Source organism: Fortiea sp. LEGE XX443, assembly GCF_015206815.1.
Taxonomy (GTDB): domain Bacteria; phylum Cyanobacteriota; class Cyanobacteriia; order Cyanobacteriales; family Nostocaceae; genus Nostoc_B.
The window spans coordinates 25,173-37,691 of the sequence record NZ_JADEXZ010000061.1 but is presented as its reverse complement, the minus strand read 5'-3'; the positions used below and the strand labels follow the sequence as shown (position 1 = coordinate 37,691).

Annotated in this window: 11 protein-coding genes; 5 read left to right on the top strand and 6 right to left on the bottom strand. The window is 43.5% G+C overall.

What is annotated here, in order from left to right; translation table 11 throughout:
• The first annotated feature begins 547 nt into the window (after window positions 1-547).
• Entirely contained in the window at window positions 548-1,618 is a 1,071-nt protein-coding gene (locus IQ259_RS20020) for a DMT family transporter (RefSeq protein WP_193887752.1), read from the top strand.
• Window positions 1,619-1,686: 68 nt separating this feature from the next.
• Here the strand turns inward: IQ259_RS20020 and murQ are convergent, their stop codons facing one another.
• Together murQ and IQ259_RS20010 are read right to left on the bottom strand one after the other, a co-directional pair.
• Window positions 1,687-2,604, bottom strand: a complete 918-nt coding sequence (gene murQ / locus IQ259_RS20015; protein WP_193887755.1) for an N-acetylmuramic acid 6-phosphate etherase — start codon at window positions 2,602-2,604, stop codon at window positions 1,687-1,689.
• A gap of 69 nt (window positions 2,605-2,673) precedes the next feature.
• The gene (locus IQ259_RS20010; RefSeq protein ID WP_193887751.1) at window positions 2,674-3,102 is read right to left on the bottom strand and encodes a DUF3110 domain-containing protein; all 429 of its coding nucleotides are present in this window, start codon (window positions 3,100-3,102) and stop codon (window positions 2,674-2,676) included.
• 177 nt (window positions 3,103-3,279) lie between these two features.
• On the opposite strand from IQ259_RS20010, the gene IQ259_RS20005 reads away from it, so the two are divergent.
• From IQ259_RS20005 to IQ259_RS27265, 4 genes are all read left to right on the top strand, one after another.
• Window positions 3,280-5,916, top strand: coding sequence for a CHAT domain-containing protein (locus IQ259_RS20005; protein WP_193887750.1), 2,637 nt, complete (start codon window positions 3,280-3,282; stop codon window positions 5,914-5,916).
• Between the two features lie 82 nt (window positions 5,917-5,998).
• Complete coding sequence (locus tag IQ259_RS20000) at window positions 5,999-6,223, top strand: hypothetical protein (protein WP_193887749.1); 225 nt, start codon at window positions 5,999-6,001, stop codon at window positions 6,221-6,223.
• Window positions 6,213-6,398, top strand: coding sequence for a hypothetical protein (locus IQ259_RS27270; RefSeq protein WP_228014657.1), 186 nt, complete (start codon window positions 6,213-6,215; stop codon window positions 6,396-6,398). The genes IQ259_RS20000 and IQ259_RS27270 overlap by 11 nt, the downstream gene beginning before the upstream one ends.
• A gap of 12 nt (window positions 6,399-6,410) precedes the next feature.
• Window positions 6,411-6,590, top strand: coding sequence for a PIN domain-containing protein (locus tag IQ259_RS27265; protein ID WP_339383952.1), 180 nt, complete (start codon window positions 6,411-6,413; stop codon window positions 6,588-6,590).
• A gap of 281 nt (window positions 6,591-6,871) precedes the next feature.
• Here the strand turns inward: IQ259_RS27265 and IQ259_RS19990 are convergent, their stop codons facing one another.
• The 4 genes from IQ259_RS19990 to IQ259_RS19975 form a co-directional block, all read right to left on the bottom strand.
• The gene (locus IQ259_RS19990) at window positions 6,872-7,078 is read right to left on the bottom strand and encodes a phycobilisome linker polypeptide (protein ID WP_193887748.1); all 207 of its coding nucleotides are present in this window, start codon (window positions 7,076-7,078) and stop codon (window positions 6,872-6,874) included.
• A 239-nt stretch (window positions 7,079-7,317) separates the two neighbouring features.
• Complete coding sequence (gene apcB, locus IQ259_RS19985; RefSeq protein WP_193887747.1) at window positions 7,318-7,803, bottom strand: allophycocyanin subunit beta; 486 nt, start codon at window positions 7,801-7,803, stop codon at window positions 7,318-7,320.
• Window positions 7,804-7,867: 64 nt separating this feature from the next.
• A complete protein-coding gene (apcA, locus tag IQ259_RS19980; protein WP_193887746.1) occupies window positions 7,868-8,353 on the bottom strand; it encodes an allophycocyanin subunit alpha in 486 nt (161 codons plus the stop codon).
• A gap of 356 nt (window positions 8,354-8,709) precedes the next feature.
• On the bottom strand, window positions 8,710-12,120 hold the full coding sequence (locus tag IQ259_RS19975; RefSeq protein ID WP_193887745.1) for a phycobilisome rod-core linker polypeptide: 3,411 nt from the start codon (window positions 12,118-12,120) through the stop codon (window positions 8,710-8,712).
• Between the last annotated feature and the right edge of the window lie 399 nt (window positions 12,121-12,519).

Sequence of the window (12,519 nt, the reverse complement as noted above, 5' to 3'; positions counted from 1 at the left end):
ACCAAAAAAAATCCCCCAGCCAGTGTTAGCCAGCCAGGGGAGTTAGTTATCAGGGTGCATCTACCAATTAATTGTTCTACAATCAAACAGCATCTCCCGGAACTATTTGCATCGGGTAGCTTTTATCTACCAAAAAAAATCCCCCAGCCAGTGTTAGCCAGCCAGGGGAGTTAGTTATCAGGGTGCATCTACCAATTAATTGTTCTACAATCAAACAGCATCTCCCGGAACTATTTGCATCGGGTAGCTTTTATCAATTTTTATAAAAACAAAAACATATCTGTAGCACTAAATATTTTTTTGTAGAGAGGTAGCATTGCTACCTCTGTGCTGTTTATGCAGTTGATAGCTGAGTTTGCTGCGGCTATCAACCGCAGTCGGGATAAAATCAAAAATTCAAGGGTTATGGATAGCATAACAGCCAAGTACAACCCAAGCAGACGCAAACGACATTTTCTGAGTATTATTTCCTTCACAAAAAGTCACAATTCGGTAGAATTGGTTAAAGCAATCTCTGCTCTTGTGAAATAAAGGTCTCAGCAAACCCATGCAACTGAAACTCAGTGCATCTCGACTACCCTTCGCTCCCCTATTGTTAATTGCTCCCTTTTTCCTATGGGGAACAGCAATGGTCGCCATGAAAGGAGTGATACCCAATACCACACCACTATTCATGGCGGGTGTGCGCTTGCTACCAGCGGGAGTGTTAATTTTGGTCGCCACCGCACTGATGGGTAGATCCCAGCCGCAGGGATGGAAAGCATGGTTATGGATTACCTTATTTGCCTTGGTAGATGGGACATTATTCCAAGGCTTTTTAGCAGAGGGGTTAGTGAGAACCAGTGCTGGACTAGGGTCAGTGATGATTGACTCGCAACCCTTAGCAGTGGCGTTGCTATCGCTGTGGCTATTTCAGGAACACATTGGTTTTTGGGGATGGTTAGGACTTGGTTTAGGAGTCACAGGTATTAGCTTAATTGGTTTACCGGATGAGTGGATTTTTCATTTGCTCGGTACACAAGGAAATATCACAATGGGTAACTGGCAGGATTTATTTGCCAGTGGTGAATGGTTAATGCTGTTAGCAGCACTGTCGATGGCAATAGGGACGGTATTGATTAGATTTGTGACACGGTATGCTGATCCTGTAAGTGCGACCGGATGGCACATGATTATCGGTGGTTTACCATTATGGGGAATTTCCGCATTTACAGAATCTCAGCAATGGCAGAATATTGTGACACCTGATTGGTTAGCTTTAGGATATGCCACAGTATTTGGTAGTGCGATCGCTTACGGTTTGTTTTTCTATTTTGCTTCTAGTGGTAGTCTGACTAGTCTCAGTTCCTTAACCTTCCTCACACCAGTATTTGCCCTACTCTTTGGTAATCTCTTCCTCTCAGAAATTCTCAGTCCGTTGCAGTGGACAGGTGTGGGATTGACATTAATCAGCATTTATCTAATTAATCAACGTGATACCTTAGGTGGAAAAAACCAACCGCTAAATCTTGTAGAAAAAACCGCTACACAGGAGCCACCAGTTTTAGAAGTATCTGCTAAGAAGCTCAATTCTGTACCAATACAGTTAAGAGAGTCTGATACAGAAACTGTACCCTAACTAGTAGTCCGTCAAGAACTAATTGATGGATAGAGGCGCTTCAATTGAATCCAAGCATCTTCAAACGATTATCTGTTGTTGTAACTGGCTACAGCTGCTCTGAGATTACCTTGATGTTCTGATAAAAGCTGATCGCCTTCTTGTTTTTCTAAACCAGTCCAATGCATCAATAAAGCCAGCTTCACCCATTTACCACTACGTTCTAGGAGTAAACCCGCAGTTTCTCGACTTAAGCCTGTGAGGTCTTGAAGAATTCGCAAAGCGCGATCGCGGAGTTTTTGATTAGTTACCGCTACATCCACCATGCGATTGCCATAAACTTTGCCCAGCTGCACCATCACGCCGGTGGAAAGAATATTTAAAGTCAGCTTTGTAGCTGTGCCAGCTTTTAACCGAGTTGAACCAGCTAACACCTCTGGCCCAGTTAACAAGCGAATATCAATATCAACATCGATGCTAACTTGTTCGGCAGGAACACAGGCAATAAATATAGTTATGGCTCCCCGTTGACGGGCGGCGTTCAGCGCCCCGTGAACAAAAGGTGTTGTCCCACCAGCCGTGATACCAACTACTACATCTAATTGTGTAATCTGTCGTTGAGCGATCGCCGCCTCTCCATCTTCGGTGCGGTCTTCTAAGTCCTCAGAACTACGTACCAGTGCGCCAGCACCACCAGCAATTATTCCCTGCACTAATTCTGGTGGTGTACAAAAAGTCGGGGGACACTCAGCCGCATCTAATACACCTAACCTACCACTTGTTCCCGCACCCACATAAAATAAGCGTCCGCCTTGGTGTAAACGCTCTGCTGTGCGCTCAATTGCTTGGGCTATCTGAATTTTAGCCGCAGCTACGGCCGTTACTGCTTTTTGGTCTTCACTATTAAAAAGTTCTACTAATTCCAAACAACTGAGTTGATCTAAGTTGAGACTGTGAGGATTTACCTGCTCAGTTAAAAGATGCCCACGTTCCTGCAAATCTGCCATTTTTTCGGTTTCCTGTGTCATTTTTATTTGTCATTAGTCATTAGTCAGTTACCAATGACTAATGATTGATTACAATAATCCTTCTAGTTTGCGGCGAATATTTTCGAGTTCAGAGTCAGAAAATTCTGTTTCTGCGGCTAGTGGAACTTGTTCAGTGTCGAATGCACTCTCATCAGTATCTTCATTTTCGGCATCAATTTGCCAGTCAGTTTCTTCTACGTTAAGTTCTGGGGGAAGAATTAAATCGCTATTTTCGGGAATGATTTCCCAGTCGTAACCAGCACTTTCGCAAAATTCCTTAATTTCTTCAGAATCGATCGCTTCGATTGTCGGTGTGGGGAAATCCTGAGCTTCTAACATCAGGGCAAAGCGGAGAGCATCATCTTCTGATTCAAACATGAGAATTTTATTGCGATCGCCAACTCGAACCGTGTGAATCCCTTCATTCTCTGTATGAGCATTAAAAATTAAAACAAATATACGCATTGGTGTAATCATCTATCCTTTTACTTAAATTTTTCTTCCTAGTTGCCTCATGGGGAAAGTCGCGGCAACAAACAATATAAAATTGTTGAAGCACAGGGCATGGGTTGTCGATGCTCTTGGTGAAATTATCTAATTTTTTCACAGTCAATTATCTACTTTCTCAATTGTCATCTACCTATTGCCATTCTCATGAAGACCATAAACAGGAATTTTTGGTCAAATTCTGGAAAAATATACAGGCTTTTACGTTTATTTTTGTATTTTCTGCTAAGTCTGTTGTGTGTTCTCGGTTCGCCTGTATTAGCAGTTTTACCTCATAATATCTACTCTTCATCTTCATTGACGAACGCAACTATTACTGCTTCACCCTTACAACAAGGCAAGATACTTTATGATGCGGGACGCTTTGCTGAAGCAGTGCAAGTACTACAACAAGCAGCACAAGAATACAAGCAAAAAGAAGATAATTTAAGACTAGCTACCACCCTCAGTAATTTATCTCTTGCTTACCAGCAACTAGGCGAATTGACAGAGGCAGAGCAAGCAATTACTGAGAGCTTGAAATTGTTTGAAGGCAGCCAAAATCAGCAAGTATTGGCACAATCCCTAGAAATTCAAGGTAGTCTGCAACTGGCAATGGGGAAAGCAGAGGTAGCTTTAATAACTTGGCAGCAAGCAGGAAAAATTTATCAGCAAGCCAAAAATTATAGTGGTGTGGTGCGATCGCAAATCAATCAAGCGCAAGCATGGCGGACTCAAGGCTTTTATCGTCGTGCGGTAAAAATGCTAGAAACAGTGAATCAACAGTTGCAATCGCAACCAGATTCTCTAGAAAAAGCTGTAGGGTTGCGATCGCTGGGTAATGCGTTGTTAATATCGGGAAATCTACAACAATCCCACGAAGTTCTAGAACAGAGTCTGGCGATTGCTCAACGCTTAAAATCTCATCATGATATGGCAGCTAGTTTTTTTAGTCTGGGAAATAATGCACGCAAACAGCAGCGTACATCAGAAGCGATCGCTAATTATCAACAAGCTATCAAACTATCAGCCTCACCTTTAGCAAAAATCAAAGCAACACTCAATCACCTCAGCCTACTGATTGAAAGTCAACAATTAGCAGAGGTGGAAGCTTTATTACCTTCTATTCAATCCCAACTTAACCAACTCCCCTCTAGTCGCGCTGCTATTTATGCCCAGATTAATTACGCCCAAAGCTTGATCAAACTGGGTAGTGACAGTAGAGAAAAAAAATTCTCCCAGTCTCCAGCCACTAATCGTTTACAAATTGCTCAGATTCTCGCTGATACCGTCAAACAATCTCACAGTTTAGGCGATCGCCGTGCCGAAGCCAATGCACTTTTGAGCTTGGGTTATTTGTACGAACAGACTCAACAATGGTCGGAAGCTAAAAGCCTGACTCAGCAGGGATTAATATTAGCACAGGCAACTACTACACCAGATATTGCTTATCGCTTGCAGTGGCAGTTAGGCAGATTGCTGTGGCGACAAAAAGATTTTACAGGAGCGATCGCTGCTTATGATGGGGCTGTGGAAACTATTAAGTCTCTCCGTAGTGACTTAGCAACAATTAATCAAGACATACAATTTAACTTTCGGGATAGTGTTGAACCGATTTATCGCCAGTCAGTAGAATTACTATTGCAATCTCAAGGCGAAAAATCAGATGGCAAAATCTTAGATAAAACACGTCAGCGAATCGAAGCACTACAACTAGCAGAATTAGATAACTTCTTCCAAGAAGCTTGTTTAGAAGGTAAAAACGTTCTCCTTGATCAAGTTGTGGACAAAGATAACCCTAATGCTGCTATTTTTTATCCGATAATTCTCCCTACACAACTTCAGGTAATTGTCAAGTTACCTGGTCAACATCTTAAGCATTACAGCACAAATATTACCCCACCGGAAGTAGAAAAAGTTGTTGCAAATCTGAGAAAAGTTTTAGTGAATCCCACTGCTACTAGAGCCGTCAAAACCCAATCACAAACGGTTTATAACTGGCTGCTCAAACCTATTGAGTCAGAGTTATCAGCCAAGAAGGTTGATACTCTTGTATTTGTACTGGATGGCGTATTACGTAATATCCCCGTCGCATCCCTCTATGATGGTCAACAATATCTGATTGAGAAATATGCGATCGCTTTAAGTGCTGGTTTACAATTGCAAAATCCCAAACCTTTGTTACAACAGCAACTTAAAGCCTTATTTGCGGGATTAACTCAACCGCCACCAGACTTTTCTCACTTTGGGTTATTGCCTGCTATTAAGTCAGAAATTGATTTTATTACCAGTGCTGGAGTTACCACAACCAATCTGTTAGATCAGCAATTCACCAGCAAAGCACTGGAAAAAGAAGTCAACTCCGTTCCTTTCAATGTGGTACATTTAGCCACTCACGGTCAGTTTAGTTCCAATGCTGATCAAACCTTCATTTTAGCCGCCGATGGCCCAATTAATGTCAAGCAATTTGACAGCCTACTCCGCAGTCGGGATGAAACTCAAGCACAGGCTGTAGAACTCCTAGTGTTGAGCGCCTGTCAAACAGCAGCAGGGGACAACCGCGCCGCTTTGGGACTTGCAGGCGCAGCAATTAGAGCTGGAGCGCGTAGTACTCTGGCTTCTCTATGGCAAATTGATGATGAATCGACGGCTTTATTTATTGGCGACTTCTATCGAGAACTTAAAAAAGGCAACATCAGCAAAGCTCAAGCTCTCCGTCATGCTCAACTAGAAATATTAAAACACCCCAATTACACAGCACCCAGTTTTTGGTCTGCTTATGTATTGATTGGGAATTGGTTGTAATGAATACGTTAAACATTAGAGACTATAACAAGTTCATGCGATCGCATTAAAATAAAACCAAAGTTCAATAGCTGGGGTAACAATGGAAGTTTTACAACTAACGACAACCGTTCATGCGTCTGGACATTTACATCTTGACATCCCAACACAACTATCGCCTGGACAGGTGAATATTGTAATTGTTCTGAGTCCAGTTACATCGGACAGCACACAAAAATCTAATTATGATTTTTCTGATATTGCAGGGAAATTAGTTTGGCAGGGAGATACACTTGCAATGCAAAGAGTGTTGCGAGATGAGTGGTAGTCGCTACTTGTTAGATACTAATGCGATCGTCACACTGCTGCAAGGTAATTTGCAGTTGCTACAATTGTTACAAAATGCTGATTGGATAGGAATTTCGATTGTTAGTCAAATTGAATTTCTTGCATTCTCTGGATTGAGTCAAAGTGATATTCAAGTTTTTCAGCAATTTATCTAACGAGTTGAAGTTGTGAGTTTAATGGCTGGTGATACAGCATTGATTCAGCAAATTATCCAACTTCGTCAGCAATATCGTCTCAAACTACCAGATACAATTATCGCAGCAATGGCGCTTCAGGCAACTGCAAAGCTAGTAACTGCGGATCAGGAATTTGCAAAAGTATCAATATTAACAGTTATTAGTTGCTAGTGCTTGCTTCCCTAGATTTCCAACTTACCTTATAGCCAGTTTGATACCTCCATTGATTTTCAAAAGGGTCAGCAAAATGATCTGGTATAGCAGTAGCCAAGGCAGTTAGGACATCGGCCAATAATAAAACTCATGCACTAAAAGACTTTTAACCCTGTCACATGCTATACTATATCGCTACAAATATCTCTTGTGCGCTTCCACTGACCCCTGACAAAAAAAGAGGTCTCTTTTGACCTCTTGGGAACTCCCTACAGTAAAGTTCTATTTGTATATAAGAACTAAAGCAGACCAGCGTTAGTACCTTGCTTACCAGTCGCCAGTTCCACTTTAACGATTTTGCCACCCATTTTTTGAATACGTTGCTGTTCACGGAACCAGTTGTCGTAAGGAACCAGTTTGGTGAAATAGGTGTTTTGTAGTTCGCGTTGAGTACGAATCCGGGTTTGGCTAGGAACACAAGCAGTAATTTTAAATAACCGCGCCATGTGTGGAATCTCCTGTGGTGAGTGTGAAAACTTTTTTATCTCAAAATGAAGCGGGAGTATATTTTTTAGACAAATCTTTAATTAATCTCTCAAAGGCTGGAAATCAAACATCAATACTAGACCACTAACACTCATCGTGATTTATGCAATTAAGATAAGCGACAAAACGTTCTAGCACTCACGCTTGATTTCCAGACCTTAATAAAGCCGCACCTAATTAATTAGATGCACACTAGTTTTTAGCTTAAGCCAGAGGAGATATAGTCTAGGTAAACGCCCATTTCTTTACCAGCATCAGGGCCAACCAAGCTAGCAGTTACTTCTTTGATAGCTTGGATAGCTTGTACTGTAGCACCAACTGGTACACCTAAAGAGTTGTAGGTTTCTTTCAAACCATTCAATACGCGCTCATCCAGGATGGAAGGATCGCCAGCCAGCATAGCATAGGTAGCATAGCGGAGGTAGTAATCCAAGTCGCGGATACAAGCAGCGTAACGACGGGTGGTGTACATGTTACCACCGGGACGGGTGATGTCAGAGTACAACAGAGACTTAGCAACAGCTTCTTTAACGATCGCTGCTGCGTTAGCACTGATGGTGGTAGCTGCACGAACGCGCAGTTCACCGGTGGAGAAGTAACCTTTGAGCTTTTCTAGAGCAGCGGTGTCGAGGTACTTACCTTGAACGTCTGAAGAGTTAATGACAGAGGTAATTGCGTCTTGCATGTTGTTATTTCCTTATTTCCAACCGTATTGCAACAGTTTGTGTCAGCAGGGAGAAAACCTCAACCTACTGCATTGCACCAACTAGGTAGTCGAAGTAGGCGCTAGCTTCAGAAGCATCTTCAGCAGACAGCAAGGAAGCAGCAACGTTCTTCATCGCAGCAACACCACCAGCAACAGCATCGATGGGAGTGCCGAGGGATTTGTACATTTCACGAACGCCAACTACACCGATTTCTTCGATGGGGGTAACATCACCAGAAACTACTCCGTAGGTGATTAGGCGGAGGTAGTAATCTAGGTCACGCAGACAGGTAGCTGTCATTTCTTGACCGTAAGCGTTACCGCCAGGAGATACGACATCAGGGCGCTTTTGGAACAATTGGTCGCCAGCTTGCTTAACAATGCGCTCACGGTTGTCGGTCAAAACTTGAGCGATGCGGAGGCGACGTTCGCCAGTGGTAACAAAGCTCTTGATCCGATCCAGTTCGCCGGGGCTAAGGTAGCGAGCTTCTGCATCAGCATTCACGATGGACTTCGTGACGATACTCATTAATGGATTCCTCCAGTACTAATGAAACCAGAATATGAAACTGGTGCGGTTTTAATTTTGGTTGAGTGTAGCTACGTCTTCTCGTTGTTTTTTAGATACAACAGTTGAGTAGCTGCTGTAGCTAATACTTTACGATGTTGCTGGTGTCAATTTCAACTACACGAGCTTTTAAACTTAGCTACCTTCCGCAAAATATTCTCCGGCATTCTGTTGAGCATTTATGACTGTTCTTAACAGTTTGTAATATTCATTTTCAGATTTATAACTAAATTGGCAATCTGAAAGGGGTATTACAAATGGTCAATAGTCAAGAGTGTGAACTTTTTGACTATTGACCATTGACTATTGGCTAAGTGTTAGCGATCGCTTGGACGACCGGTTAACACAGCAGGCGATAGACTAGACCAAGATTGTTTCACAAGGTCAGCCGCCGCCTGTACACTACCGAGATAGTTACCCGCTGGTAAAGATGGGAAGCGTGGGTATGGAACCACATCCTCACCAAAGTAGCGAGCATATTCTGGACTATCGATAATTGCTTCGACAGCAGCTCTTAATCCGCTATCAGCCAACAGCTTGTTATACTGGCGGATTTCGCCCTGAGTGGCTGGTGCGCGACCCAATAGGTGACGGAATAGGTATTCAATCACTTTGGTGTTGGGATAAGGCGTATAGAAGCGTTTGCGATAGATTTCCGAACTAGCTAGTTCGCGGACAAACTCGCGGACTGAGATTTCCCCGTTCCGCAATTTGCTATCGAGGTTGCTACGGCGGTAATCATCGGGAACCTGACCGCTAAATACATCCAAGACCTGACAGTAAGCAGCGTTAATTACTAGCTGTCTTTCTGTTTGGCTGCTACCATCAGTTAGGCGGTAGATCCGAGCCGGTTTACGACGGCTAGTACCGACACCAACTTCTACAGATTGACCACGACCATCGTTATAGGAACGACCCAACTCGATAAATAGCGGCTTGCTCTTATCGATTTGACGCGCTTGGAAAGCCAAATCAGCGATCGCTTTTGCTAAAATTGGCGTATTAACAGACTCGATTCGCGCTTTGACTGGCTTAAAGCTAGGTACAACCACATCCTCATTTTGTTTGGTGAGTTGGTTGTAAAGCTTCTCTGTATTGGGGAAGTTTGCCGCAGGTAGGGTTGGGAAGCGACGGTAAGGTACTGTATCTTCACCAAATACTTGGCTATACTCTGCACTGTTCAACAAAGCAGCAATAAACGCACGCAGACCTTGAGTAGCCAAAATCTGGTTATACTTGCGGATTTCTGCCTGGTCGATGGGTGCGCGTCCCAAGAAGTGCTTAGTTCCCAACTCAATTACTTTGGTGTTGGGATAGGGTGTATAGAATTCTTTCCGGTAAAGGTTTGAGTAACCCAGACCTTCAATAAATTCCTTAACGCTAATTTCACCGTTACTTAGCTTACTTTGCAGTACGGTAAATTCGTTTTTAATGATGTAAGGTGCAACATCGCGCTCAAAAATCTGGCGGTAGGCAGCACTAACTACAGTTTGCACTGCAACTTTGTCAAGAGTATTGGCTACCAGTTTGAAGACTTTGGTTTGTTCGCGCTGCTTGGTGACACCTTGATTAACCCGGAATTGGATATCAGGTTCTGTGCGATTTTGGCTAACTGCACCCAATTCCACAAAGCGTGGTGTTTCTTGCTTCTCAACTTTTGTCGCTACCACATCTTCCCGGATGCTACCCACGCGCAGTTGTCGCATGGCCACACCACCAGGAGTCAAATAACGCTCGTAAGGAACAGTATCTTCACCAAATGCTTCGCTATACTCCACGCTGTCAAGGATGGCATCAACCACCGCGTAAAAGCCTTTCTTAGAAGCAAGATCAAAGTACTTGTTATTTTCTTGACGACCGTAGGTAGGACGACCTAACAAGCGACGGTGAATGTATTCGATCGCTTTACAAACATACAGCGATGTCCAGTACATCTTGCGGAATAAATCCGACTTAGCCAAAGCCCGCACAAATTCCCGGACTGTAATTTCGCCGTTTTCCAGCTTGATTTCCTGCACCTTCAGCCGTTGACCTTCGTAAACGTCACGACCAAAAACTTGCAAGTAAATTGCTCTAATTACTGCTTGTGTAGAGCTTTCGGAGAACTTGACGCTCACACCCTTGGGTGCTTTTTTGCCAATAGTGCCTGGGAGTTGATCTAACTTGAACACCTTAGGCCCAAGAGTACCAGGGGCTACACCCCGCGCTTTAGGATTACTCAATTGGTTATTGATACCAGGCCCTTGGTGAATTAAGATCCGTCTGGTATCTTTACCAAATGGAGCCGGACGACTGCTGGGGTTACGAGTTTCTTTCGGGAAAATCGCTCCAAATTGAATTTCCAAGGGGTCGTTTCCAGAACCATAGGGGTGCTGGTCTGGTAATGGCTGTTCGTAAGCGGCGAATGTGGTAATGAATTGAGGTACTTTGCGGAAAGGCGCACTGTAGTTAAACAGGTCTTGCTGCGGCCCCCAGTTACGACATTCTTGAGCTTCTTGACCTAAACCGCGGATATAAGGTACTGTCTCTTCACCAAAGTAATCGGAGTATTCGTCAGAATCTACCAAAGCATCTACTAAGGCAGACAGACCACCCTTGGAAATAATCGAGAAGTATTTTTGTACTTCTTCACGGCTGCTTGGCCCCCGCCCTAAAATGTGACGGAAAGCTAGTTCAATAACTCGGCTGTTAATAAAAGGCTGGTAAAACTGTTTTTGGTAAAGAGGAGATTTTGCCAGACGACGCACAAACTCCTTCATGGAGATGTCGCCATTCTTGACCTTAGATTCTAGGTCAGAAATCGACAAGCTGTAAGCACGGGTAATATCGCGCTCAAATATTTGCCGATATGCTGCTTTAATTACCTCAGTTTTTTCGCTGGCTGACAACCCAGTTTTCATGACAAACTTGGGTCGCCGTTCTGCGGCATTAAAGTAAATCTGGGGTAGTTGTAAACCTTGTTGGTCGCTAGAAGGGCGTTGACGTAGTTTGGTCGAAGGTGTAGGTGCGTTGAACTCTGTTAACAGCACATCCATGTACTGAGACACAATATCTGTAGCCTCAGCATCTTTGCGGAAGTAGGACAGCGATGCTGCCTTGATTTCCTGCAAAGCTACGATAGTTGCTTCGCCAGAGCAAGCATTTTCAATGATTTCCCGCAAACCCCGGGTATTCACAGAAATAATGTTGGGGTCGCCAGCCACGATCGCATAGGTAGCATAGCGCAAGAACCAAGACAAGTCCCGCAAGCTCTTGCCCATGTTACCGGGGCCGTAACGAGCTACGTTAATTGGTCTAAAGCCTGGAGGTGTTGGGCCGCTGGGGGAGGTGTTGAAGATAGAGCGCAAGTTTTCTAAAAACCCACCACGACTTTCAACGTAGGTAACGGTTCCTAGTTTCATGCCTTCTCTGACATCTCCACCAGAGCCAACAGCAGCACCAGCCATCGCCAATTCTTGTTCTTGGGGCTTTTCTAAGAAAGCCATTGGTGAACCACCAACAAAAATTCGGTTAGCCGCACGAGATACGATAATCTCGGAATTTTCGGTGAGAATCTGGGCAATTTCTAAACGTTTTGCACCAGATGCAAAATAGCTTGCCAGTTCATTTAATTCACCGGTTCCCAAAAAACGGTCTTGCTGCTCCGCTTGGGAAATGGTTGACACAGCTAGGGTTTGATATAGTTGCGGACGCGCAACTGAGCTTCCACCACTCGCCTTAACACTCATCGGATTTGTAAAACTCCCATCATAATCGTTTATGTGTTAAGTCTGGGTCTCTTTGATGCTTGACACATCGGTGTGTTCATGCCCTCAGAGTACCGCTTTCAAAACTGTCAGTAAAATTAACCCAGTCAGCTTTTAGATTAGAACGTTTTGCGTTTTTCCTGGTAATTTATTAAGAAGTGTGTAGATTCTGTAGCTTCACTCCAGCAATTCTCAGAATAATTTCTCCTATTGACATGAGACAAAATCTAAGTTTTGTATCTGAAAGTTAAAAACTTTACAAAAATATTTTACTTGAGCCTCAACTCAAATTTTATTTAGCCACGACAAAAGTATACAAATTTTAGCCTTCAGTCCGACGATCGCCGTGAGGGGCTGCTAAATACAAAAGGGCGTAGTTCG

Excerpts from the sequence above, each read along its gene's own strand:
- IQ259_RS19975 (WP_193887745.1), bottom strand. The coding sequence starts at position 12,120 with ATGAGTGTTAAGGCGAGTGGTGGAAGCTCAGTTGCGCGTCCGCAACTA.
- IQ259_RS20005 (WP_193887750.1), top strand. The coding sequence starts at position 3,280 with ATGAAGACCATAAACAGGAATTTTTGGTCAAATTCTGGAAAAATATAC.
- apcB (WP_193887747.1), bottom strand. The coding sequence starts at position 7,803 with ATGCAAGACGCAATTACCTCTGTCATTAACTCTTCAGACGTTCAAGGT.
- IQ259_RS20010 (WP_193887751.1), bottom strand. The coding sequence starts at position 3,102 with ATGATTACACCAATGCGTATATTTGTTTTAATTTTTAATGCTCATACA.
- murQ (WP_193887755.1), bottom strand. The coding sequence starts at position 2,604 with ATGGCAGATTTGCAGGAACGTGGGCATCTTTTAACTGAGCAGGTAAAT.
- apcA (WP_193887746.1), bottom strand. The coding sequence starts at position 8,353 with ATGAGTATCGTCACGAAGTCCATCGTGAATGCTGATGCAGAAGCTCGC.
- IQ259_RS27270 (WP_228014657.1), top strand. The coding sequence starts at position 6,213 with ATGAGTGGTAGTCGCTACTTGTTAGATACTAATGCGATCGTCACACTG.
- IQ259_RS20000 (WP_193887749.1), top strand. The coding sequence starts at position 5,999 with ATGGAAGTTTTACAACTAACGACAACCGTTCATGCGTCTGGACATTTA.
- IQ259_RS19990 (WP_193887748.1), bottom strand. The coding sequence starts at position 7,078 with ATGGCGCGGTTATTTAAAATTACTGCTTGTGTTCCTAGCCAAACCCGG.
- IQ259_RS20020 (WP_193887752.1), top strand. The coding sequence starts at position 548 with ATGCAACTGAAACTCAGTGCATCTCGACTACCCTTCGCTCCCCTATTG.